Here is a 22311-nt window from a genome sequence, read left to right on the forward strand (position 1 = left end):
CGCCCCCCTCGCACGGGGGCTGTCGCGACTTGTGAACGGCTGCATGCAGGTCTCAGACCAGACAGCCTTCCAGCCCCTGTTCAAGCAGCTCGCGCGGCAGGTCGACGCCGATGAAGACCAGCCGGCTCTGCTTGGCCTCGCCCTCGGCCCACTTCGGCCCGACATCGCTGCCCATCAACTGGTGCACGCCCTGGAAGATGACCTTGCGGTCCATGCCCTTGACCCGCAGCACGCCCTTGTAGCGCAGCATCTTGGGGCCGTAGACATTGACGATGGCGCCGAGGAAGTCCTCGAGCTTCTCCGGGTCGAAGGGCTTGGTGCTGCGGAAGACGAAGCTCTTCACATCGTCGTCGTGATGGTGGTGATGCGGGTGGTCGCAGGCCTCGCCGGGGGCATGGTCGTGGCCGCAGTCTTCGCCGTGGGCATGACCGTGCCCGGGGTGGCCGTGGTCGTCGGCATTGAGGAAGTCCGGGTCGATGTCGAGCTTGGCATTCAGATTGAAGCCCTTGAGGTCGAAGACCTGGGCGATCGGCACCTCGCCGAAGTGCACCTTCTGGATCGGCGCACGCGGGTTCATGTGCTTGATCCGGTGCACCAGGGCCTCGACCTCGGCTGGCTCGACCAGGTCGGTCTTGCTGAGGAAGAGCCGGTCGGCGAAGCCGATCTGGCGGCGCACCTCCTGGCGGCTGTCGAGCTGCTGCTGCGCATGCTTGGCATCGACCAGGGTCAGGATGGCATCGAGCAGGAAGCTCTCGGCGATCTCGTCGTCGATGAAGAAGGTCTGCGCGACCGGGCCCGGATCGGCCAGGCCGGTGGTCTCGATGACGACGCGCTCGAAGTCCAGCTCGCCCTTGCGGCGCTTCTCGGCCAGGGTGGCCAGGGTCACGCGCAGGTCCTCGCGGATGGTGCAGCAGATGCAGCCATTGCTCATCTGGATGATCTGCTCGTTGGTGTCGGCCACGAGGATCTCGTTGTCGATGTTCTCCTCGCCGAACTCGTTCTCGATGACGGCGATCTTCTGGCCGTGGGCCTCGGTCAGCACGCGGCGCAGCAGGGTGGTCTTGCCGCTGCCCAGGAAGCCGGTGAGGATGGTGGCGGGGATGAGACCTTGGGACATGGCAGGACCTGTGGGAATGTCGAGGGAGGAGCGCAGATGCGGCCTGCGGCCCCCCGCTTCAAGGGGCGGGCCGGGGGCCTTCATGGGCCTCGGGTATTCTCGCGCCGTCCCGACTACCGACACCTGCCGTGTCAGACGCTCACCCGAGTCGGCCGCCGCGAGGCGCCGAAACCGGCGGCGACAAGCGCTCCCTGTTCGAGCGCGTCGTCGAATTCCTTTCGCCCGGTCCCGATTCGACCGACGAACTCATCGAGACCCTGGCCGAGGCCGAGCAGCGCGAGCTGATCGAGCCGGAATCGCGCCAGATGCTCGAAGGCGTGCTGCGCATGGCCGAGATGAGCGCGGGCGACGTGATGGTCGCCGCGCCGCGCATGGACCTGCTCGACTTCGATGCGCCCTACGACGAGCTGCTCGATGAGGTCATCAAGACGGCGCACTCGCGCTTCCCCGTCTACGAGGGCGAGCGCGACAACATCATCGGCATCCTGATGGCCAAGGACCTGCTGAAGCTGCAACGCTCGCCGGACCTCAGCTTGCGCACCCTGCTGCGGCCGGCCGTCTTCGTGCCCGAAAGCAAGGGCCTGAATGAACTGCTGCGCGACTTCCGCAGCAACCGCAACCACCTGGCCATCGTCATCGACGAATTCGGCAAGACCGCGGGCCTGATCACCATCGAGGATGTGCTCGAAGAGATCGTCGGCGAGATCGAGGACGAGTTCGACGACAAGGACGGCGAGTCCGGCGTCTTCACCCTGGCCGATGGCAGCTACCGCGTGGCCGGCGATGCGCCGATCGACGAAGTGAATGCCCGGCTCGGCAGCAGCCTGTCCGCCGAGGAACATGACACCGTGGCCGGCCTCGTCGCCACCGAGCACGGCCGCGTGCCGCGGCGCGGTGAGACGGTGCGGGTCGGCGGCCTGGTCTTCGCGGTGATGCTCGCGCGCGGCGGGTCCGTGCGCTGGTTCAAGGTGCAGCGCAGCGTCGAAGAGGCCCCGAGCGCCGAGCGCGAGGCCCCGTGAGCCCCGGCCGCGCCGCCGCCCTGGCGCTGGGCCTGGGGGCGCTGCAGGCTTTTGCCTTTGCGCCCTGGTCGCTGCCGGCCCTGCAGATTGCCTGCGTCGCGGGCCTGGCCCTGCTGCTGGGCCGCGCCGCCACGCCGCGCCAGGGCGCGGCCCTGGGCCTGGCCTTCGGTTTCGGCTGGCTGGCCCATGGCGTGTGGTGGCTCTACATCAGCATGCACACCCACGGCGGCATGCCGGGTGCGCTGGCCGCGGCGGCGGTGGCGGCGCTCAGCGCCGCGCTCTCGCTCTACCTGGCCGGCGCGATGGCGCTGGCGGTGCGGCTGCGCAGCGGCCGGGCGTGGCGCGACGTGCCGGTCTTCGCCGCGCTCTGGCTGCTGGCCGAGCTGGCGCGGGCGCTGATCTTCACCGGCTTCCCCTGGGCCGCGAGCGGCTACGCCCACCTGGAGGGGCCGGGCGCCGCGCTGGCGCCCTGGGTCGGCGTCTACGGCATCGGCGCCTGGGCGGCCGCGCTTGGCGCGCTGCTGGCCGCCGTGCTGCGCGGCGGCGCGCGCTTGCGCCATGGTGTGGCCGCCGCCCTGCTCGGCCTGGCCCCGCTGGCCCTGCCGCAGGATTTCACCCGCCCGGCCGGCACGCTGCGCGTGGCGCTGTTGCAGACCGCCGTGCCGCAGGGCGAGAAGTTCAGCCCCGCCCTGCAGCCCGCCGTGCTGGAGTGGCTGATGGCGCGGCTGGCCGACAGCCCGGTCGATCTGGTGGTGGCGCCGGAAACCGCGCTGCCCCTGCTGCCCGAGGACCTGCCGCCCGGCCTGTGGGCCGCGCTCAGCGGGGCCTTCGCGCCCGGCGGCCCGGCCGGCGACAAGGTCGCGCTCATCGGCCTGCCGCTGACCCGGCTGGAAGCCGACGGCCGCCTGGCCTACACCAACTCGGTGGCCGGCTTCTCGGCCGCCTTGCCGCCGGCCACCGGCCCGCTGCCGCCGGGCGCGGCCGAGCCGGCGGCGCCCTACCGCTACGACAAGCACCACTTGGTGCCCTTCGGCGAGTTCATCCCGCCGGGCTTCCGCTGGTTCGTCGACCTGATGCGCATGCCCCTGGGCGATTTCGGCCGCGGCCCGGTCGTCGCGCCCTCGCTGCCGGTGGCCGGCCAGCGCATCGGGCCGAACATCTGCTACGAGGACTTGTTCGGCGAGGAGCTGGCGGCCCGCTATGTCGGCACCGGCGACGCGCCGACCGTGCTGGTCAACCTCAGCAACCTGGCCTGGTTCGACGGCAGCCGCGCGCTGGACCAGCACCGCGAGATCTCCCGCATGCGCAGCCTGGAACTTCAGCGCCCCATGCTGCGCGCCACCAACACCGGCGCCACCGTGGCCCTGGACCACCGCGGCCGGCTGCTGGACGCGCTGCCACACGGCGAACGCGGCGTGCTGCAAGTGCAGGTGGAAGGCCGCGAGGGCCTGACGCCCTACACCCGCTGGGCCGGCCGCTGGGGCCTGGCCCCGCTGGCCGGCCTGGCCGGGCTGACCGTGCTGGCCCTCGGCGCCTGGCGCCGCCCGCGGCGGGGCTGATGCGGCGCTGAAGCGGGCCCGGCGCGGGTGGGGCGCGGGTGAGGCGCCGGCACGGTTCGCGCTAGCCTCTGGACACCTCGTCCCCGGAGCCCTCCGATGAAGCTGCTCGCCCCCGGCCTGCGTCGCCTTGCGACCGCCGCCCTGCTGATCGCCGCCAGCGCGCTGGCCCAGGCGCAGACCGCGGCGCTGCCGCGTATCGTCATCCTCGCCACCGGCGGCACCATCGCCGGGGCCGGGGCCAGTGCCGCGAACAGCGCCACCTATGCGGCGGCCAAGGTGCCGGTCGACAAGCTGATCGCCGGCCTGCCCGAGCTGGAGAAGGTCGCCCAGGTGCGTGGCGAACAGGTCTTCCAGATCGCCTCCGAGAGCTTCACCAACACCCACCTGCTGACCCTGGCGCGGCGGGTGGCCGCGCTGGCGCGCGACCCGGCGGTCGACGGCATCGTCGTCACCCACGGCACCGACACGCTGGAGGAAAGCGCCTACTTCCTGCACCTGACGGTGCGCAGCGCCAAGCCCATCGTCGTCGTCGGCTCGATGCGGCCGGGCACGGCGCTGTCGGCCGACGGCGCGCTCAACCTGCTGGGCGCGGTGCAGGTGGCCGCGCAGCGCGAGTCCGCCGGCCAGGGCGTGCTGGTGGTGATGAACGACGAGATCCACACCGCCCGCGACGTGAGCAAGGCCGTCAACATCAGCACCGCCGCCTTCAAAAGCCCCTGGGGTCCGCTGGGCCTGGTCGTCGAGGGCAAGAGCTACTGGTTCCGCGCGCCGGTCAAGCGCCACACCACGGCGTCGGAATTCGACCTCGACGCGATCCAGACCCTGCCGACCGTCGAGATCGTCTACGGCTACGGCAATGTGCCGGCCAGCGCCTACGAAACCGCCGGGCGCGGCGCGGTGGCCCTGATCCATGCCGGCACCGGCAACGGCTCGGTGGCCGACCGCATCGTGCCGGTGCTCAAGCGCCTGCGCGGCGAGGGCCTGCACATCATCCGCAGCAGCCGGGTGGACGGCGGCGGCTTCGTGCTGCGCAATGCCGAGCAGCCCGACGACGCGAACGACTGGGTCGTCGCCCACGACCTGAACCCGCAGAAGGCCCGCATCCTGGCCATGCTGGCCCTGAGCCGGCCGCGCGAGGCGCGCGAGCTGCAGCGCATCTTCTGGAGCTACTGAGGGCCGCCGGGGCCGGCTCCTAGAATCGTCGGCTCTGGCCGCCGGCACCCCGCATGGCGCGCCGACCCGACGCCATGCTGAGCTTCCAACAGATCATCCTCCGCCTCCAGCAGTACTGGAGCGACCGCGGCTGCGCCCTGCTGCAACCCTATGACATGGAAGTGGGCGCCGGCACCAGCCACACCGCCACCTTCCTGCGCGCGCTCGGCCCCGAGCCCTGGAATGCCGCCTATGTGCAGCCCAGCCGCCGTCCCAAGGACGGCCGCTACGGCGAGAACCCCAACCGCCTGCAGCACTACTACCAGTTCCAGGTCGTGCTCAAGCCGGCGCCGGCCGACATCCTGGAGCTGTACCTCGGCAGCCTCGAAGCCCTGGGCTTCGACCTGAAGCAGAACGACATCCGCTTCGTCGAGGACGATTGGGAGAACCCCACCCTGGGCGCCTGGGGCCTGGGCTGGGAGGTCTGGCTCAACGGCATGGAGGTGACGCAGTTCACCTACTTCCAGCAGGTCGGCGGGATCGACTGCAAGCCCATCACCGGCGAGATCACCTACGGCCTGGAGCGCCTGGCGATGTATCTGCAGGGCGTGGAGAAGGTCTACGACCTGGTCTGGACCACCGATGCCCAGGGTCGCAGCCTGAGCTATGGCGACGTCTACTTGCAGAACGAGCAGGAGCAGAGCGCCTACAACTTCGAGCACAGCAACGTCGACTTCCTCTTGCAGGCCTTCGGCGCGCACGAAGGCACGGCCGAGCAGCTCATGGGCCAGCAGCTCGCCCTGCCGGCCTACGAGCAGGTGCTCAAGGCCGCCCACACCTTCAACCTGCTGGACGCGCGCGGCGCGATCAGCGTGACCGAGCGGGCGGCCTACATCGGCCGCATCCGCAAGCTGGCGCGCAGCGTCGCGCAGAGCTACCTCGACAGCCGCGCCCGCCTGGGCTTCCCCATGGCCCCGCGCGCCTGGGCCGAGGACGTGCTGGCGCAACTTGCCGCCCGCCAAGAGAAGAACGACAAGAAGGCGGCCTGAGCATGAGCGACGTGAAGAACCTGCTGGTTGAGCTCTTCGTCGAAGAGCTGCCGCCCAAGGCGCTGAAGAAGCTGGGCGAGGCCTTCGCCGGCACGCTGCAAGCCGGCCTGCGCCAGCGCAGCCTGCTGGACGAGGCCAGCGCGCTGACCGTCTACGCCAGCCCGCGCCGCCTCGGCGCCCACCTGACGGCGGTGCGCGCCGTGGCGCCGGACCGGGCCGTCTCCGTCAAGCTGATGCCCGCCAGCGTGGCCCTGGACGCCACCGGCCAGCCCAGCCCCGCGCTGCTCAAGAAGCTGGCCGCGCTGGGCGCCGGGCCCGAGGCCGTGGCCGGCCTGCGCCGCGCGCCCGACGGCAAGGCCGAGGCCCTGTTCCTCGACCGCGTCGAGCCCGGCCTGGCCCTGGCCGCCGGCCTGCAGGCCGCGCTGGACGAGGCCCTGGCGGGCCTGCCCATCCCCAAGGTGATGACCTACCAGCTCGCCGACGGCTGGAGCGATGTGAAGTTCGTCCGCCCGGCCCATGGCCTGGTCGCGCTGCATGACGAGGCGGTGGTGCCGGTGCAGGCCCTGGGCCTGGTGGCCGGCCGCAGCACCCACGGCCACCGCTTCGAGGCCGCGGTCGATCCGGTGGTGATCCGTGACGCGGACGGCTACGCCACGCAGATCGAGGCCGAGGGCGCGGTGATCCCCGGCTTCGCCGCGCGCCGCGCCGAGATCGTCCGCCAGCTCGCCGCCGCCGCGCAGGCCGCCGGCCCGGCGCTCAAGCCCATCGAGGACGAGGCCCTGCTCGACGAGGTCACCGCCCTGGTCGAGCGGCCGAATGTGCTGACCGGCCGCTTCGATCCGGCCTTCCTAGACGTGCCGCAGGAATGCCTCATCCTCACGATGAAGGCCAACCAGAAGTACTTCCCGCTGCTCGACGCCGCCGGCAAGCTGACCCATCAGTTCCTGATCGTCAGCAACATCCGCCCGGCCGACCCGAGCGCGGTGGTGGGTGGCAACGAACGCGTGGTGCGCCCGCGCCTGGCCGATGCCAAGTTCTTCTACGACCAGGACCGCAAGAAGACCCTGGCCGAGCGGGCCGAAGGCCTGGGCAAGGTGGTCTACCACGGCAAGCTGGGCAGCCAGGCCGAGCGCAGCGAGCGCGTGCGGCGCATCGCCCACGCCGTGGTCGAGCAGCTTGGCGCGGCCGTGCAGCCCTGGACGGTGGATGCCAAGGACCACTTCGACCTGCTGGCCGTCAAGGCCGACCAGGCTGCCCGCCTGGCCAAGGCCGACCTGCTGACCGACATGGTCGGCGAGTTCCCCGAGCTGCAAGGCGTGATGGGCGGCTACTACGCCCGCCACGAAGGCCTGCGCGACGGCGTGGCCCTCGCCCTCGAGGACCACTACAAGCCGCGCTTCGCCGGCGACGCCCTGCCGCGCAACACCACCGGCACCGTGCTGGCCCTGGCCGACAAGCTGGAGACCCTGGTCGGCCTCTTCGGCATCGGCGAGCTGCCGACCGGCGACAAAGACCCCTACGCCCTGCGCCGCCATGCCCTGGGCGTCATCCGCCTCATCACCGAGAAGCAGCTCGCGCTGGACCTGGACGCCCTGCTGGCCGCCGCGCTGCCCGCCTTCGGCGGCCTGATCGCCGACCCGCGCGAGGCCCTGCGCAGCTTCTTCGACGACCGCTTCGCCGGTAGCCTGCGCGAGCAGGGCTACAGCGCCCAGGAAGTCGAGGCCGTGCTGGCCCTGCGCCCCGGCCGCCTGGCCGAAGTGCCCAAGCGCCTGGCCGCCGTGCGCGCCTTCGCCGCCCTGCCCGAGGCCGCGGCGCTGGCCGCCGCCAACAAGCGGGTGGGCAACATCCTGAAGAAGGTCGAGGGCGGCGTCGAAGCGCGCATCGACCCGGCCCTGTTGAAGGAGCCCGCCGAGGCCGCGCTCGCCCAGGCCCTGGCCCAGGTGCAGCCGGCGGCCGATGCAGCCTTCGAGGCCGGCGACCTGACCGCCTCGCTGCAGGCCCTGGCCGCGCTGCGTGCGCCGGTCGATGCCTTCTTCGACGGCGTGATGGTCAACGCCGAGGACCCGGCGCTGCGCGCCAACCGCCTCGGCCTGCTGGCCACCCTGCATGCCGCGATGAACCGCGTGGCCGACCTGGCCCGCCTGGCCGCCTGATCTTCCCTCCGGAGCCCGCCATGCCCAGCCCGCGCGACGCCGCGACCAAGCTTGTGATCCTCGACCGCGACGGCACCATCAATGCCGACCGCGACGACTATGTGAAGTCGCCCGAGGAATGGATCCCCCTGCCCGGTGCGCTCGAAGGCGTGGCGCGGCTGAACGAATCGGGCTTCCATGTCGCGGTCGTCACCAACCAGAGCGGCATCGGCCGCGGCCTCTTCGACATGGCCACCCTCAACGCCATGCACCTGAAGATGCACGGCCTGATGGCCGAGGTGGGCGCGCGGGTCGACGCGGTCTTCTTCTGCCCGCACGGCCCCAGCGAGGACTGCAACTGCCGCAAGCCCAAGCCCGGCCTGTTCGAGCAGGTCGGCCAGCGCTTCGGCGTGAACCTGAAGGGCGTGCCGGCCATCGGCGATTCCCTGCGCGACCTGCAGGCCGCCGCCGCCGTCGGCTGCGAAACCCACCTGGTGCGCACCGGCAAGGCCGAGGGGCTCAGCGACGAAGCCGTGGCCGAACTGGCCGCCCAGGTTCCGGGCACCGTGGTGCATGCCGACCTGCGTGCCGCAGCCGACTGGCTGATCCGGCGCGAGCGCAGCCGCAAGGCCGCCGCCCAGGCCGCCAAGGCCCAGGCCGCCGCCGGCGGCGCCAGCGCCGGATGAGCGCCGCCGCCACGACGCTGGCCGCGCTGCGCTCCACCGTCTTCCTGCTGTGGATGGCCGGCACGCTGATCGTCTACGCCAGCGTGGCGGTGCTGCTTTCGCTGGTGCTGCGCGGCAAGCCCTTCTACTGGTTCTGCAGCGGCTGGATGCGGCTGGCGGTTCATGGCGCGCGCTGGATCTGCGGCGTGCGCTGGCGCCTGCACGGCTACGAGCGGGTCGAGGCCCTGGACCGCGCCGGCACGCCGGTGATCCTGACGCCCAAGCACCAGTCGGCCTGGGAGACGCTGGCCTTCCCGGCGCTGATGCCGCGGCCGCTGGCCTTCGTGTTCAAGCGCGAGCTGCTCTTCATCCCCTTCTTCGGCTGGGCGATCGCGCGGCTGGACATGATCCACATCGACCGCAGCAAGCGCGCCCAGGCCTGGGCCAAGGTGGCGCGGCAGGGGGCGGAGTTCCTGCAGCGCGGGCTGTGGGTGATCATGTTCCCCGAGGGCACGCGCACGCCGCGCGGCGCCCAGGGCGACTACAAGACGGGCGGCGCGCGCCTGGCGCTGGCGACCGATGCGGTGCTGCTGCCGATCGCGCTGACCTCGGCGCGCTGCTGGCCCAAGGGCGGCTTCATCAAGCGGCCGGGCGTGATCGACGTGTCCTTCGGCCCGCCCATCCCCAGCGCAGGCCGCTCGCCCGAGGCCCTGATGGCCGAAGCCGAGGCCTGGATCGAGGCGGAGATGCGGCGGCTGGATCCCGCGGCTTATCGAGGCTAAGCCCAGGGGCTGGGCGCTTCATGAGTGCTTGATCCTGCGTGTCGAAGCGCGGTGGGCTGGCGTGGTGAGGCGCAGGGCCGTGGTGTGGTGAGGCGCGGGGCTCTGGCGTGGTTAGGCGCGGGGCTCTGGCGCGGTGAAAGCCGGCGAGCCCCCACCCCCGGCGGGGCTTCGGGGCTGGCCCCCGCCGAAGGCGGGGGTGCCCTGCGCTTCTCGCGTCGAGAACCCTCCGGCCCCAACTCGCGCTGCGCGCTCAGACAAGGGGCCTCCCGGGCCCTCGCCGCTGCGATGCTCGGCGGCGCCCAGGCGCCCCGCCGGGGGTGGGGGCTCGCCTTGCGGCATCGCGGGCGCACGCAAGAACAGATGCGGCGGTCGCGCCGCCAGACCGCAGCGAGCGCAGCGATGCGGCTCTTGTCGCCCGGTACGTGCGGCGCGATGTGCTGGCGCGCAGCAACCCATCAGCGAGCGCCAGCGATGCGGCCCCCCGCGGTGCGGGCGGGGGTTGCGGGGCGATCAGAAGCCTCGCCGAGCCGCGCAGTGGGGGCGGGTTGCCGGGGCAGGGCCCCGGCTCGGCCCCCCTTGTCTGAGCCCGCAGGGCGAGTTGGGGGGACGACCCGCCGCCGCGAGCAGCGAGGGAAGCCGGGGCCCCGAACGGGGCCCCGGCCGAGGCTTCGCCCCGCAGCCCCAGCCCGCACCGCGGGGGGCACGCGCCACCCGCCGCACCCCACCCTCACCTCGCCCCAACAAACCCGGCGCCAAGCGCGGGCCCCAAGCACAAGGCCCCGCGCCCGAAGCCCGAAGCGCTCAGGACACCTCCAGCGGATCCCGCTTCGCCGGTGACCCCACCCCCGCCACCTGCAGCGCCGGCCCGCCGCGCAATCGCCGCTCGATGGCCTCGGCCAGGTAGAGCGCATCACGCGCCACGCCGGAGAAACGGCCCGAGCCCCAGGTGTGGAGCCAGGGCAGGCCCAGGAAGTACAGGCCCGGCTGCGGGCTGATGCCGCGCTGATGCACCGGATGGCCCCGGCCGTTGAAGACCGGTGCATCGACCCAGGCGAAATCCGGCTCGAAGCCGATGCACCAGACGATGGCTGCCAGCCCCGCCTCCGCCAGCGGCAATGCGGTGCGCTCGGCGGGCGGCGCCCAGACCGGCGTGTAGACCGAGGCCGGCGGCGCCGCCAGCCCCTGCGCGGCGATGTGCTTGTCGATCGCCGCATTGATGCCGTTGTAGACCCGGTCGGCCTGGTCCAGCGCGGCGGCCAGGCCCGGCTCGAAGAGCAGGCGCTCGCCGTCGAAGCCGCGCAGCAGGCCGTAGAGCTGCATGCCCTCGGCGGCGAACTGGCGCAGGTCGATGTCGCGCCCGCCGTCGCGGCCGGTCACGTAGTGGTTGGTGTTGTCGCGCACGCCCTCGCGCAGCGGATGCTGCTCGACCGGCATGTCGTAGTAGCCCATGTCGGCCAGCCAGTCGACCACGTCGCGGCCGCGGTAGAAGCGCGCGCAGCGCGGCGCGTCACCCACCGCCAGCAGCACCTGGCGGCCGGCCAGATGCAGGTCCTCGGCGATCTGCGAACCGCTCTGGCCCGAGCCGACCACCAGCACCGCGCCGGGCGGGAACTGCGCCGGATTGCGGTACTGCTCGGAATGGACCTGCACGATGCCCGGCGGCAGGCGCTCGGCCAGCCGCGGCACGATGGGCCGGTGGTAGCCGCCGGAGGCCACCACCACTTCATCGGCCGTGCAGGTGCCGGCCGAGGTCTGCACGCGGAAGCCGCCCTCGGGCCGCGGCGACACGCGCTGCACGGCCACGCCCTCGACCAGCGGCGGATCGACCTTGGCGCGGAAGGCGGCCAGGTAGTCGAGGATCTGCGGCTTGGTCATGAAGCCATGCGGCTCGGGGCCGTCGTAGTCATGGCCCGGCAGCTTGCACTGCCAGTTGGGCGTGACCAGGCTGAAGGCATCCCAGCGCGCATCGGCCCAGGCATGCAGGGCCTGCTGCTTCTCCAGCACCAGGTGGACGAGACCGCGCTGCTGCAGGTAGTGCGAGACCGACAGGCCGGCCTGCCCGCCCCCGACGACCAGCACCGGATGGTGGGGCGGCGGGGCATCGGCAGCACCGAGGGCCTGGGCGGGGTCGAGGTTCGGCATGGCGATCTCCTGGGAAGGGGTGGCGGACGGGCCGCGGCTCAGGCGGGGTCGAAGGGCAGCAGCTCGATCCGCGCCTCGAGGCCGAAGCGGGTGGCGGTGGCCTCGATCTGCGCAAGCTGGTCGGCCGCAGCCGAGCAGGCGAAGCCGTACTTGGCCCGCACCCGCTCGGAGGCAATCTGCATGCAGTCGCGGATCTCGACCAGGAAGGCGTCCAGCCGCATCGGGCCGGGCCGCAGGCGCTCGCGCACGATCAGCGAGGGCGAGTAGCAGGCCATCACCGTCTGATCGGGCCAGCGCAGGTGGTAGGTCATCGCGGGCATGGTGGTCTCGGGCGGAGGGCTTCAGGCCGGCAGGTGCAGGGGCAGCGGCGCGGCATGCCGCGCCAGGTGGGCGCGGTAGACGGCCAGGTGGCGTTCGGCGCTGCGCGCCCAGGCGTAGCGGGCGCAGACGGCCGGTGGCGCCGGACGCGGCCGGTCCAGCGCCTGGACGAGGGCGGCCTGCAGCGTCTCGGGGGCCAGGGGGTCGCACCAGCTGACCGCAGCGGCCAGCTCGGGCTCGGCCCGCGGGTCGAGGTATTCGGTGAAGGGCGGGTTCTGCGGCACGACCACCGGGCAGCCGCTGGCCAGGGCCTCCAGCACGACCAGGCCGAAGCCCTCGTTCAGCGAAGGCAGGGCCATCACGTCGGCGCGACGGTAGAGCGAGGGCATCAGCTCGTCGGGCAGCGGGCCGGTGACGATGACCGGGCTGCCCGGCCCGCCCCAGGGGCCGCGGGCCTCGGCGGCGGCGCAGGCCTCCAGCCGGGCACGGAAGGCGGCCACCTCACGGCCGTGGTCGAGCAGGCTGGCGCCACCGGCGATCAGCAGCTGCGCGCCGGGCCGGGCCTGGCGCAGGCCCAGGAAGGCTTCGAGCAGGCGGGCGGTGTTCTTGCGCGCCTCGATGCCGCCGACCGCGAGCACCACCGGGCCGCCGCCCAGGCCCCAGCGGCGCGCGAGCAGCGCATCGAGCGGCCCCGCGGCCGGCTGGAAGCGCTGCAGGTCGACGCCGTTGGGCACGGCCTCGGCCGGCCGGCCCCAGTCGCGGGCGAGCTGTCCGGCCCAGTGCGCGCTGACGCACAGCAGGGTGTCGGCCTCGCGCACGCCGCGTTGCTGGAAGGCGTCGATCACCGGATCGCTGTAGCGGTCCAGGTGGTGCACGGTGCGCAGCCAGGGGCCAATGCGGCCTTGGGCACGCAGTTCGGCCAGGGCATTGGCGCCGATGCCGTCATGCGCATGCAGCAGGTCCCAGCGGGCCCCGGCGGCCAGGCGGGCGCGCAGATGGGCGATGTAGCCGGCGATGCGGGCCTCGACCATGGCGCGGGTCGCGCCCGGCGGGGTGGCGGGCACCGGCACCTCCTCGACGGTGCAGGCCGGCGTGCGGAACAGCTTCTCGCCCGGCGCGGCCGGCGCGAACAGGGTGACGGCATGGCCGGCCGCGGTCAGGGCCTCGGCCAGCTCCAGACTGTGCACCACGCCGCCGCGCGGAAGCACCGAATGGGTCAGCAGGCCGATGCGCAGCACCTCGCCCGGGGCGGCCGAGGGGGCGCCGGCCTCGATCACGGTGCCGCGGCTGGCCGGCCAGTGCCAGCGTTCGCCGGGGCTGCGGCTGATGCGGCGCGGACGGTTCGGCCCGGCGGGGCGTTCGGAGGCGGGCTCAGCCATGGACGGACTCGCGATCGGCCGCAGCCGCGACGGGAAGGATGAAGGACTGCATGCCGGCATCCCACAGCAGGATTGGCGCCAGCCCCGGCACGCTGCCGGCGGCCAGGCACAGCGCGCGGCCGGGCTCGACGCGGCCGACGGCTGCGCAGGCCAGGCCGGCGGCGGCGAAGTGGTCCTGCACAGCCTGCACCCGGTCCGGCGCCACGCTCAGCACGAAGCCGTAGCTCGGGAAGGCCTGCAACCAGCGCAGGCGCTCGGCCGGCGCCAGGCCGGGCGGGGCCGGCAGGGCGTCCAGGTCGACGGTGGCGCCCACCCCGGAAGCCTCCAGCAGCATCAGGGTGCTGCCGAGCACGCCGGCCATGCTGATGTCCTTGGCGGCGCGGCACAGGCCAGCCTCGGCCAGGGCGGGCAGCAGGGCCAGGTCGGCGCGCAAGCGCTCGGGCGGGGCCTGGGTGCTGGCATTCCAGTAGGGCGCCTCGCCGCGCCAGGCGCCGCGCAGGTCGACGACGACCATCAGCATGTCGCCCGGCCGCGCCTCGAAGCTGCTGAGCAGGGCGCGCGCGTGGCCGAGCACCGCCACCGCAAGCTGGCCATGCGCCGCACGCAGATTGCTGTGGCCGCCCAGCACCGGCACGCCGTAGCGGGCGGATGCGGCGGCCAGGCCGGCCAGCACGGGGGCGGCGGCTTCGGCATCGGTCGCCCAGATCGCATCGACCACACCGATGGCGCGGCCGCCCATGGCGGCGATGTCGCTGAGGTTGACCATCAGCGCGCTGTAGCCGGCGAACCAGGGGTCGCGGGCGACGAAGTCCTCGACCAGGCCCTCGATCGCGAAAAGCAGGTGGCCGCCCCCGCCCGCCGAGGCCGGCAGGGGAATGGCGGCGGTGTCGTCGCCATTGGGCACGGCCGCCGCCGGGCCGGTGGCGGCCCAGGCCGGGTCCAGCGCCAGGGCCCAGGCCGGCGGGCGGGCGGATGCGTCGGTGGCGGCCGGGTCGAGCGCGGCGCGCACCGGCGCGATGTCGGTCTTGTGCGCGAAGCCGCGGCTGGCGCGCAGCGCCTCGGCCAGGGCGGCCAGGGCCCGGGCAGGCTCGATTTCGGCCGCGATCGGCGGCAGGGTCGGCACCGGCACGGCAGGCATGCGCGGCCTCAGGCGCGGCGCGCGAAGGCCGCGCTGACGAAGCCGGCCTCGGCCCGCGGGCAGGGCGGATAGGCCTTCAGCTCGGCCTGCATGAAGCGGTGCGGCCGGCCGTGCAGCGTGCGCGGCCCCAGGCTCTTCCAGTGCAGCTTCTCGAACAGCGGCACATTGGCTTCCTGCACATGCGCGAAGAAGCCGTGCGCGCCCTGGGCATGCGCGCTGCACACGGCCAGGCGGATCAGGGTGGCGCCGATGCGGCCGACGCTGCGGAAGGCCGGATGCACGGCCAGGCGCGAGCCCCACCACACGCCGGGCTCCTGCTGCGGGTCTGCATCGGCCGCCTGGTGCAGGCGCACGGTGCCGACGACCTGCTCGGGCTGGCCGCCCCAGCAGGCCACGGCGACCAGGGTCTGGGCGATCGAGTCGAGGGCATCGCGGTCGTCGCCAACGAAGACGCCCTGCTCGGCACAGAAGACGGCGCGACGCAGGCGGGCGGCGCCGTCCAGCTCCCAGGGCAGCACCGCGCGCTTGATGCGGAACTCGGCCGGCACGAAGGCCTGCGGCAGCTCGCACCAGGGCGGCAGCGCGGCGGGCGCGGGCCGGGGCAGGAGGGCGGGGGACGCGTTCATGCCGGCACCCCGTCGAGCGCGCTTTCGTGCACGGCCAGGGTCGAGCAGGCACCGCACTTGCCGCAGCCGGCACGGATGTCGGCCGCGCGCAGGCCGCCGGCCTGGAGCATCGCGGCCAGCGGCTGAAGCAGGGCCTGCATGAAGTCGGCCGAGGGGGCGGGATGGTCTTCCAGCGGCGTGCCGCGGATGGGCACGAAGGGCACGACGAAGGGGTAGACGCCGATCGCGATCAGCTTCTCGCACATCGCCAGGATGGCTTCGGGCGGATCGCCCAGGCCGGCCAGCAGGTAGCTGCTGACCTGGCCACGGCCGAAGACGGCCACCGCCGCCTCGAAGGCGCTGAAGTAGCGCGACAGCGGCACGCTGGCCTTGCCGGGCATCAGCTTGTCGCGCAGCGCGGGGCTGACCAGCTCCAGGTGCATGCCGACGGTGGCCACGCCGGCGGCTTGCAGGCGCGCGAACCAGCGGTCGTCGTCGGGCGGTTCGAGCTGGGCCTGGAGGGGCAGGCTGCGGGCGGGGGTGAGCGCGGCGATGGCCGCAGTGATGGCTTCCGCGCTGTCGCACAGGACTTGCGCGCCCCGGTCCGGCGTGGGCGGCGTGCCGGTGGTCAGCACCATGTGCTTGACGTCGTCGAGCAGCACGGCGGCGCAGGCCACCTCGGCAAGCTGGGCCGGCGTCTTGTGCGCGAGGGTGCGGCCGGCCGCGAGCGACTGGCCGATCGCGCAGAACTGGCAGGCCTTGCGCCGGCTCTCGTAGCGGATGCAGGTCTGGAGCACGGTGGTGGCCAGCACGTCGCGGCCGTGCAGGGTGGCGATCTGGCGGTAGGGGATGCCGTCGGCGGTCTGCCGCGCATAGAAGCGCGGTTCGGCGGTGAAGCGGATCTCGGCAATCGGGATGCCGCCGCGCTTGAGCACGCTGCGGCCATCGGCCCCCGGCGCCTCGGCCGCATAGGCGGAAGCGAAGGCCTGGGCGGTGTGCACCGGCACCATCACGGTGTGGCCGTCGACGGTGACGGCCTGGTGGTCGCTGGGCCCGGCGCCGCCGCGGCGGCTGGCGGCCCCGGCCTGCGGGTCGAGCAGGCGCAGGCCCTGGGCCTGCAACTCGCTCATCAGCACGCGGGCAGCGGGGGTGGGGACGGAGGCGGTGGCCATGGCGGGGCGTCCTTCCAGGGGGCAGCGGGCAGGGGCGATCAGGGCCGGGCCGGCTGGGCAGCCGGCACCTGGGCGGGGCGGGCCGCGGCGGCGGGCGGGGGCGCGGTCGGGTCGAGGGGACGCACCGGCGCAAGCTCGGCGGGCACAGCCGGCGCGGCGGGGACTGGGCAGGGTGACAGCGTCGATGCCAGGGCCGCAGCCGGCGCCGCAGCCCCCGGCGGCCCGCCCGCCATGCCCACCACCGCCTGCGCCGGCCGGGTGTTGATCGCCAGGCTCAGCAGCTCGGGCCGGGCATAGTGGCCGACCGAATCCATCATCCGCTTGCGCTTGTCGATCAGCGCGAAGTCGAGGTCGGCGACGACCATGCCCTCGCCCTCCTTGAGCGGCGGCGCCAGGTGCACGCCCTCGGGCGAGACGATGGCGCTGCAGCAACCACCGCGCAGGGCCTTCTGCAGGGCGGGGTCGGGCGTGATGCTGGCGATCTGCACCTCATGCAGCCAGCCGGTGGCATTGACGACGAAGCAGCCCGATTCCAGCGCGTGATGGCGGATGGCGACTTCCATCTGGTCGGCAAAGATCGGCCCGACCATCGAGCCGGGGAATTGCGCGACGTGGATCTCCTCGCCCTGGGCCATCAGCGCATAGCGGGCCAGGGGGTTGTAGTGCTCCCAGCAGGCCAGGGCGCCGACGCGGCCGACCGCCGTGTCGACCACCCGCAGCCCGGCGGCATCGCCCTGGCCCCAGACCATGCGCTCGTGGTAGGTCGGCGTGATCTTGCGGCGGTGCAGCAGCAGCCGGCCATCGGCATCGAAGACGAGCTGGGCGTTGTAGAGGCTGCCGCCGTCGCGCTCGTTGATGCCGAGCACGACGACCAGGCCGTGGCGGCGCGCGGCGGCGGCCACGGCCTCCACCTCGGGGCCCGGCACGCGCGGGGCGTGGGCCATCAGGCGCAGGTGGTCGGCGCCCATCGCCACCGGCGGCTTGATGAAGCTGAAGTAGGGGTAGTAGGGGACGAAGGTCTCGGGAAAGACGACGAGCTGCGCCCCCCTGGCCGCGGCCTGGGCCAGGGCCTCGACCACGCGCTCGGTGGTGCCGGCGGGGCGGTCCAGGTCCGGCGCGAGCTGCACGGCGGCGGCGCGGACGATGCGGTGGGGCAGCATGGGCGGAGGCAGTTGGTGGGCAGCGCGTGGCGCGGCGGCCCCGCCACGACCCGTGGGCCGCGGCGGGGCGCGGCATCACAGGGTCCAGCTGTGCAGCATGAAGGCGTTGTCGCGGCGGTGGATCAGGGTCAGGTCCAGCACGTCCAGCGGGTTGATGGGGATCACGCCCTCGATCAGGTTCTTCTCGCTGTGGCCGTAGAGCGCTTGCAGCGCGAAGCGGCAGGCGTAGACCTTGCCGCCTTCGGCGATGAACTTCTCGATCTGCTTGTTGAAGTTCAGGTGGCCGGGGAAGGCCTCGTCGCCGATCGTCGGGAAGCCGCGCTGCACGCCCAGGGTGACGCCGGGGCCGTAGAGCAGCACCGAGGTCTCGAAGCCCTTGCGCAGCAGGCGCAGGGCCTGCAGCAGGTTGACCAGGCCGATCGAGCCTTCGAAGGCCACCGTGTGGAAGGTGACCAGGGCCTTCTCGCCCGGCTGGGCTTTCACGTCCTCGAAGACCTTCTCTTCGTAATCGACAAGGACATCGCCTTTCTGGCGCATCGGCAGGGTGACTTTGGGCATGGCGGCTCCAGGGGATGGGCGGTGCGGGACAGCAGGAAGGAAGGCCGGCCCCGCGGCTCGGCACCGTCCTGCATTGCATCGGCCGTGCCATGCCCGGGCCGCGGCGCAGGCCCGGGCCTGCAATCAAGTGCCGATCAAGCCGCCGCCATGGGCCTGGCCTGTCGACGAGGCCGGTGCCGCCGCGCCGCGGCCCGCACGTTGGCGGGCGGATGCACTACGGGATTACCCGTGACCGGCCGGTCACCGGCATGGAGGCTCGCGATCGGGCGCACCGGCAGGTGGCGCGCGGCCGCACCGGCGCAGGGGCGGATCTGCAATCAAGCCGCGCGATCAAGCCGTGCTGGTGCGGCCGGCCGGCGGGCCGGGGCCGGCACGTCTCATGCAATCAAGTCGGCATGCGCCTGCAATCAAGAGCCCGCCCCGCATGAGCCCCCTGCCGGCCCACTGGCGCCGCCGCCTTCAGCAGCCCGACCGGCCGGCCTACCTGCTGCTGGCCGAGCTGATCGCCGAGGACGTGCGCAGCGGCCGCCTGGTCGCGCGCGACCGCCTGCCGACGCTGCGCGAGCTGGCCCAGGCGACCGGGCTGAACTACACGACGGTCGCGCGGGGTTATGCCGAGGCGCAGCGCCGCGGCCTGATCGATGCACAGAGCGGCCGCGGCAGCTATGTGCGCGGCAGCGCGCCGGCCCTGCCGCTGCGCGGCGGCGCAGCGATGACGATGAACCTGCCGCCCGAGCCCGACGACCCGGCCCTGCTGGCGCGCATCCGCGAGGGCGCGCAAGCCGTGTTCGGCGAGGCCGACCTGCATGCGCTGCTGCGCTACCAGGCCTTCGGCGGCAGCGCCGAGGACCGCGCCGCCGGGGCCGACTGGCTGGCTGCGCAAGTGCCGGGCGTGACGGCCGAACGCACCCTGGTCGCGCCGGGCATCCACAGCGTGCTGGTGGCGCTGATCTCGCAGTTCGCGCGGCCGGGGCAGTTGATCTGCGTGGAATGCCTGGGCTACCCGGGGCTCAAGGCGATCGCCGCGCAACTGGGCGTGCAACTGCATGCCCTGCCCTGCGACGAGGAAGGTCCGAGCGCCCTGGCCTTCGAACATGCCTGCAAGCACTTGCAGCCCCGCGCGCTCTACCTGAACCCGACGCTGCAGAACCCCTCGACGCTGACCATCAGCCGCGCCCGCCGCGAGCTGCTGGCCGACCTGGCCCTGCATCACAGCGTGCCGATCATCGAGGACGAGGCCTACGCCATGCTGCCCGCGCGGCTGGATGCGCCGGCCCTGTCCACCCTGGCGCCGGGCCTGGGCTGGTATGTGAGCGGCCTGTCGAAGTGCTTCGGCGCCGGCCTGCGCACCGCCTATGTGGCCGCGCCGAGCGCGCGCGAGGCCGAGCGCCTGGCCGGCACGCTGCGCGGCCTGTCGGTGATGGCCTCGCCGCTCAGCAATGCGCTGGCGACCCGCTGGCTGCGCGACGGCACCGCCGCGCGCATGCTGGACGCCGTGCGCCAGATCGGCCGCGAGCGCCAGGCCCTGGCCCGCGAGCTGCTCGGCGCGGTGATGCCGGCCCGCACCCAGGGCGCGCCCGGCGGGCCGCCGGGCTTGATCGCGCCGGAGGATGGCTTCCATGCCTGGCTGCGCCTGGGCCCGCCCTGGCAGCCGGTCGAGCTGGCCGCCTGGCTGCGCGACCAGGGCGTGGGCGCGGTCGCGAGCGTCGCCTTCTCGACCGACGGCGACCCGCCCGATGCGCTGCGCCTGTGCCTGGGCGGGCCGCAGTCGCATGCCGACTGCCGGGCCATGCTCGGCCGCCTGGCCGAGGCGCTGGACCATCCGCGCGCCGCCCAGGGCGCGGCGATGTAGGCCGGGCCGGGCGCGCGCCGCAGGCGGCGTTCGGGGCCATGGAGGCCCCCACCTACAATCCCGCGCTTCATGCGCCCGGCGCGCCACGGTGAGCCGTGCGCCGCCCCGGTCGCCCGCGCGGGCCGGCCCGCGACCCAACCGACCCCTCCACGAAGGATCCGATCGTGTTCATTGCCCAAGCCTTTGCCCAGACCGCCCCCGCCGCCGCGCCTGCCGGCGGCCCGGAGTCCAGCCTGCTGTCAATGCTGCCGCTGCTGCTGATGTTCGTGGTGCTGTACTTCGTGATGATCCGGCCGCAGATGAAGAAGCAGAAGGAGCACAAGGCCATGATCGACGCCCTGGCCAAGGGCGACGAGGTCGTCACCGGCGGCGGCCTGCTGGGCCGGGTGAGCAAGCTGGGCGAGGCGATCCTGCATGTGGAACTGGCCGACGGTGTCGAGGTCCAGATCCAGCGCCAAGCCGTGGTGCAGGTGCTGCCCAAGGGCACGCTGAAGTGATCCGGGCGGCCCGCCGGCCGCCCCCGAGCCCCACCGCAAGGCCGCGGACGCCCGCCGGGCGCCGCGGCCTTGCCCCCAAGAAGAAGCCCCCTGCACGGGGCCTGCGAGGATGAGGCAATGAATCGTTATCCCTGGTGGAAGTACGCGATCCTGGTGGTCGCGCTGGTCGTCGGCCTGCTCTACGCGCTGCCCAACCTCTATGGCGAGGCGCCGGCGGTGCAGGTCTCCAGCGGCAAGGCCACCGTCAAGGTGACGGCCGAGCTGCTGCCGCGCGTGGAAGGCGCGCTGCGCGAAGCCGGGGTGAATGCCGACTTCGTGCAGCTCGAAGGCAGCTCGATCCGCGCCCGCTTCGAGAACACCGACACCCAGATCAAGGCCAAGGACGCGATCGCCAAGGCCCTGAACCCCGACCCGGCCGACCCCGGCTACATCGTCGCGCTCAACCTGGTCAGCCGCTCGCCGGCCTGGCTGGGCAGCCTGCATGCCCTGCCCATGTACCTGGGCCTGGACCTGCGCGGCGGCGTGCACTTCCTGATGCAGGTCGACATGCCCGCGGCCCTGGACCGCCGCATCGAGGCCCTGGGCGCCGACATGCGCACCGTGCTGCGTGACAAGGGCATCCGCCATGCCGGCGTGAACCGCGAAGGCCGCCGCATCGACCTGCGCTTCCGCGATGCCGAAACCCGCATCAAGGCACGCGAGGCCCTGCTGGAGGCCCTGCCCGACCTGAACTTCGCCGACGCCGCCGACGGCAGCGACCTGCTGCTGCGCGCCACGCTCAAGCCCGAGGCCGCGCTGCGCCTGCAAGACCAGGCGCTCAAGCAGAACATCAACACCCTGCACAACCGGATCAATGAACTCGGCGTGGCCGAGCCGGTGATCCAGCAGCAGGGCGCCGACCGCGTCGTGGTGCAACTGCCCGGCGTGCAGGACACCGCCAAGGCCAAGGACATCATCGGCCGCACCGCCACGCTGGAAGTGCGCATGGTCGACGACAGCCCCGAGGCCCTGGGCGGCCTGAACGGCGGCGTGCTGCCGCTGGGCACCGAGCGCTTCCAGGACCGCAACGGCCAGGCCATCGTCGTCAAGAAGGCCGTGGTGCTGACCGGCGAGAACCTGACCGACGCCCAGCCCGGCTTCGACGGCCAGACCCAGGAGCCGACCGTCAACCTGACGCTCGACGGCAAGGGCGCGCGCATCTTCCGCGACGTGACGCGCGAGAACGTCGGCAAGCGCATGGCCATCCTGCTGTTCGAGAAGGGCCGTGGCGAGGTGGTGACCGCGCCGGTGATCCGCAGCGAGATCGGCGGCGGCCGGGTGCAGATCAGCGGCCGCATGACGACGCAGGAAGCCAATGACACCGCGCTGCTGCTGCGCGCCGGCTCGCTGGCCGCACCGATGGAGATCATCGAGGAGCGCACCATCGGCCCGAGCCTGGGCGCCGAGAACATCGCCAAGGGCTTCAACAGCGTGATGTGGGGCTTCGCGGCCATCGCGGTCTTCATGTGCGCCTACTACATGCTGTTCGGCGTGTTCTCCTCGCTGGCGCTGGCGCTGAACCTGCTGCTGCTGACGGCCGTGCTGTCGATGCTGCAAGCCACGCTGACGCTGCCGGGCATCGCCGCCATCGCCCTGACCCTGGGCATGGCGATCGACGCGAACGTGCTGATCAACGAGCGGGTTCGTGAGGAACTGCGCAATGGCGCGGCGCCGCAGACGGCCATCCACCTCGGCTACGAGCGGGCTTTTGCGACCATCCTCGACTCGAACATCACCACGCTGATCGCGGGCGTGGCCCTGCTGGCCTTCGGTTCCGGCCCGGTGCGCGGCTTTGCCGTCGTGCACTGCCTGGGCATCCTGACCTCGATGTTCTCGGCGGTGCTGTTCTCGCGCGGCCTGGTCAACCTCTGGTACGGCCGCCAGAAGAAGCTGAAGACGGTGTCCATCGGCCAGGTCTGGAAGCCCCAGACGACGACTCCCGGCTCGACCCCGGCCCCGCGCGGCTGAGGCCGTCC

General features: G+C 73.0%; 19 protein-coding genes. 10 read left to right on the plus strand and 9 right to left on the minus strand.

Annotated elements, in window-relative coordinates:
• Positions 1 to 52: 52 nt before the first annotated feature.
• Positions 53 to 1117: a CobW family GTP-binding protein gene (locus tag JI742_RS00335; RefSeq protein ID WP_201822867.1), complete on the minus strand. Its 1065-nt coding sequence runs from the start codon at positions 1115 to 1117 to the stop codon at positions 53 to 55.
• Positions 1118 to 1245: 128 nt separating this feature from the next.
• On the opposite strand from JI742_RS00335, the gene JI742_RS00340 reads away from it, so the two are divergent.
• From JI742_RS00340 to JI742_RS00370, 7 genes are all read left to right on the plus strand, one after another.
• Positions 1246 to 2136: a CorC family transporter gene (locus JI742_RS00340; RefSeq protein ID WP_201822869.1), complete on the plus strand. Its 891-nt coding sequence runs from the start codon at positions 1246 to 1248 to the stop codon at positions 2134 to 2136.
• A complete protein-coding gene (gene lnt / locus JI742_RS00345; protein WP_201822871.1) occupies positions 2133 to 3695 on the plus strand; it encodes an apolipoprotein N-acyltransferase in 1563 nt (520 codons plus the stop codon). The genes JI742_RS00340 and lnt overlap by 4 nt, the downstream gene beginning before the upstream one ends.
• Positions 3696 to 3791: 96 nt before the next feature.
• Positions 3792 to 4868, plus strand: coding sequence for a type II asparaginase (locus tag JI742_RS00350; protein ID WP_201822873.1), 1077 nt, complete (start codon positions 3792 to 3794; stop codon positions 4866 to 4868).
• Positions 4869 to 4942: 74 nt separating this feature from the next.
• Entirely contained in the window at positions 4943 to 5896 is a 954-nt protein-coding gene (gene glyQ / locus JI742_RS00355; protein ID WP_201822875.1) for a glycine--tRNA ligase subunit alpha, read from the plus strand.
• 2 nt (positions 5897 to 5898) lie between these two features.
• Positions 5899 to 8049, plus strand: coding sequence for a glycine--tRNA ligase subunit beta (gene glyS, locus JI742_RS00360; RefSeq protein ID WP_201822878.1), 2151 nt, complete (start codon positions 5899 to 5901; stop codon positions 8047 to 8049).
• Between the two features lie 20 nt (positions 8050 to 8069).
• A complete protein-coding gene (gene gmhB, locus JI742_RS00365) occupies positions 8070 to 8714 on the plus strand; it encodes a D-glycero-beta-D-manno-heptose 1,7-bisphosphate 7-phosphatase (protein ID WP_201822881.1) in 645 nt (214 codons plus the stop codon).
• On the plus strand, positions 8711 to 9475 hold the full coding sequence (locus tag JI742_RS00370; RefSeq protein WP_236676718.1) for a lysophospholipid acyltransferase family protein: 765 nt from the start codon (positions 8711 to 8713) through the stop codon (positions 9473 to 9475). Before gmhB ends, JI742_RS00370 begins: the two co-directional genes overlap by 4 nt.
• 801 nt (positions 9476 to 10276) lie before the next feature.
• Here the strand turns inward: JI742_RS00370 and JI742_RS00375 are convergent.
• The 8 genes from JI742_RS00375 to JI742_RS00410 all read right to left on the minus strand — a co-directional run bounded on the left by JI742_RS00375 (position 10277) and on the right by JI742_RS00410 (position 17947).
• Positions 10277 to 11617 (minus strand): MSMEG_0569 family flavin-dependent oxidoreductase, encoded by a 1341-nt coding sequence (locus tag JI742_RS00375; protein WP_201822884.1) that lies wholly within the window; start codon positions 11615 to 11617, stop codon positions 10277 to 10279.
• Between the two features lie 38 nt (positions 11618 to 11655).
• Positions 11656 to 11937 (minus strand): MSMEG_0570 family nitrogen starvation response protein, encoded by a 282-nt coding sequence (locus tag JI742_RS00380; RefSeq protein ID WP_201822887.1) that lies wholly within the window; start codon positions 11935 to 11937, stop codon positions 11656 to 11658.
• A 21-nt stretch (positions 11938 to 11958) separates the two neighbouring features.
• Positions 11959 to 13314, minus strand: a complete 1356-nt coding sequence (locus JI742_RS00385) for an MSMEG_0565 family glycosyltransferase (RefSeq protein ID WP_201822891.1) — start codon at positions 13312 to 13314, stop codon at positions 11959 to 11961.
• Positions 13307 to 14452 carry a sll0787 family AIR synthase-like protein gene (locus JI742_RS00390; RefSeq protein WP_201822893.1) on the minus strand — a complete coding sequence of 382 codons (1146 nt, stop codon included), beginning with the start codon at positions 14450 to 14452 and terminating at the stop codon, positions 13307 to 13309. Before JI742_RS00390 ends, JI742_RS00385 begins: the two co-directional genes overlap by 8 nt.
• An 8-nt stretch (positions 14453 to 14460) precedes the next feature.
• Positions 14461 to 15078, minus strand: a complete 618-nt coding sequence (locus JI742_RS00395) for an MSMEG_0567/Sll0786 family nitrogen starvation N-acetyltransferase (protein ID WP_201822897.1) — start codon at positions 15076 to 15078, stop codon at positions 14461 to 14463.
• Positions 15075 to 16187 (minus strand): MSMEG_0568 family radical SAM protein, encoded by a 1113-nt coding sequence (locus tag JI742_RS00400; RefSeq protein ID WP_201826235.1) that lies wholly within the window; start codon positions 16185 to 16187, stop codon positions 15075 to 15077. The genes JI742_RS00395 and JI742_RS00400 overlap by 4 nt, the downstream gene beginning before the upstream one ends.
• Before the next feature lie 80 nt (positions 16188 to 16267).
• Positions 16268 to 17389: a Nit6803 family nitrilase gene (locus JI742_RS00405; RefSeq protein WP_236676719.1), complete on the minus strand. Its 1122-nt coding sequence runs from the start codon at positions 17387 to 17389 to the stop codon at positions 16268 to 16270.
• A 75-nt stretch (positions 17390 to 17464) separates the two neighbouring features.
• Positions 17465 to 17947 carry an MSMEG_0572/Sll0783 family nitrogen starvation response protein gene (locus JI742_RS00410; RefSeq protein ID WP_182665688.1) on the minus strand — a complete coding sequence of 161 codons (483 nt, stop codon included), beginning with the start codon at positions 17945 to 17947 and terminating at the stop codon, positions 17465 to 17467.
• 424 nt (positions 17948 to 18371) lie between these two features.
• Between JI742_RS00410 and JI742_RS00415 the strand changes: the two genes are divergently transcribed.
• From JI742_RS00415 to secD, 3 genes are all read left to right on the plus strand, one after another.
• Complete coding sequence (locus JI742_RS00415) at positions 18372 to 19799, plus strand: aminotransferase-like domain-containing protein (protein WP_201822900.1); 1428 nt, start codon at positions 18372 to 18374, stop codon at positions 19797 to 19799.
• A gap of 164 nt (positions 19800 to 19963) precedes the next feature.
• Complete coding sequence (gene yajC, locus JI742_RS00420) at positions 19964 to 20296, plus strand: preprotein translocase subunit YajC (protein WP_201822902.1); 333 nt, start codon at positions 19964 to 19966, stop codon at positions 20294 to 20296.
• Positions 20297 to 20413: 117 nt separating this feature from the next.
• The gene (gene secD / locus JI742_RS00425) at positions 20414 to 22303 is read left to right on the plus strand and encodes a protein translocase subunit SecD (protein WP_201822904.1); all 1890 of its coding nucleotides are present in this window, start codon (positions 20414 to 20416) and stop codon (positions 22301 to 22303) included.
• The last annotated feature ends 8 nt before the right edge of the window (positions 22304 to 22311 follow it).

This window comes from Piscinibacter lacus, assembly GCF_016735685.1.
GTDB lineage: Bacteria > Pseudomonadota > Gammaproteobacteria > Burkholderiales > Burkholderiaceae_C > Aquariibacter > Aquariibacter lacus.

What these genes read in the sequence shown, in the direction of transcription:
- JI742_RS00335 (WP_201822867.1), bottom strand. Translation starts at nt 1,117, where the DNA reads ATGTCCCAAGGTCTCATCCCCGCCACCATCCTCACCGGCTTCCTGGGC.
- JI742_RS00350 (WP_201822873.1), top strand. Translation starts at nt 3,792, where the DNA reads ATGAAGCTGCTCGCCCCCGGCCTGCGTCGCCTTGCGACCGCCGCCCTG.
- glyQ (WP_201822875.1), top strand. Translation starts at nt 4,943, where the DNA reads ATGCTGAGCTTCCAACAGATCATCCTCCGCCTCCAGCAGTACTGGAGC.
- glyS (WP_201822878.1), top strand. Translation starts at nt 5,899, where the DNA reads ATGAGCGACGTGAAGAACCTGCTGGTTGAGCTCTTCGTCGAAGAGCTG.
- gmhB (WP_201822881.1), top strand. Translation starts at nt 8,070, where the DNA reads ATGCCCAGCCCGCGCGACGCCGCGACCAAGCTTGTGATCCTCGACCGC.
- JI742_RS00370 (WP_236676718.1), top strand. Translation starts at nt 8,711, where the DNA reads ATGAGCGCCGCCGCCACGACGCTGGCCGCGCTGCGCTCCACCGTCTTC.
- JI742_RS00375 (WP_201822884.1), bottom strand. Translation starts at nt 11,617, where the DNA reads ATGCCGAACCTCGACCCCGCCCAGGCCCTCGGTGCTGCCGATGCCCCG.
- JI742_RS00380 (WP_201822887.1), bottom strand. Translation starts at nt 11,937, where the DNA reads ATGCCCGCGATGACCTACCACCTGCGCTGGCCCGATCAGACGGTGATG.
- JI742_RS00385 (WP_201822891.1), bottom strand. Translation starts at nt 13,314, where the DNA reads ATGGCTGAGCCCGCCTCCGAACGCCCCGCCGGGCCGAACCGTCCGCGC.
- JI742_RS00390 (WP_201822893.1), bottom strand. Translation starts at nt 14,452, where the DNA reads ATGCCTGCCGTGCCGGTGCCGACCCTGCCGCCGATCGCGGCCGAAATC.
- JI742_RS00395 (WP_201822897.1), bottom strand. Translation starts at nt 15,078, where the DNA reads ATGAACGCGTCCCCCGCCCTCCTGCCCCGGCCCGCGCCCGCCGCGCTG.
- JI742_RS00400 (WP_201826235.1), bottom strand. Translation starts at nt 16,187, where the DNA reads ATGAGCGAGTTGCAGGCCCAGGGCCTGCGCCTGCTCGACCCGCAGGCC.
- JI742_RS00405 (WP_236676719.1), bottom strand. Translation starts at nt 17,389, where the DNA reads ATGCTGCCCCACCGCATCGTCCGCGCCGCCGCCGTGCAGCTCGCGCCG.
- JI742_RS00410 (WP_182665688.1), bottom strand. Translation starts at nt 17,947, where the DNA reads ATGCCCAAAGTCACCCTGCCGATGCGCCAGAAAGGCGATGTCCTTGTC.
- JI742_RS00415 (WP_201822900.1), top strand. Translation starts at nt 18,372, where the DNA reads ATGAGCCCCCTGCCGGCCCACTGGCGCCGCCGCCTTCAGCAGCCCGAC.
- secD (WP_201822904.1), top strand. Translation starts at nt 20,414, where the DNA reads ATGAATCGTTATCCCTGGTGGAAGTACGCGATCCTGGTGGTCGCGCTG.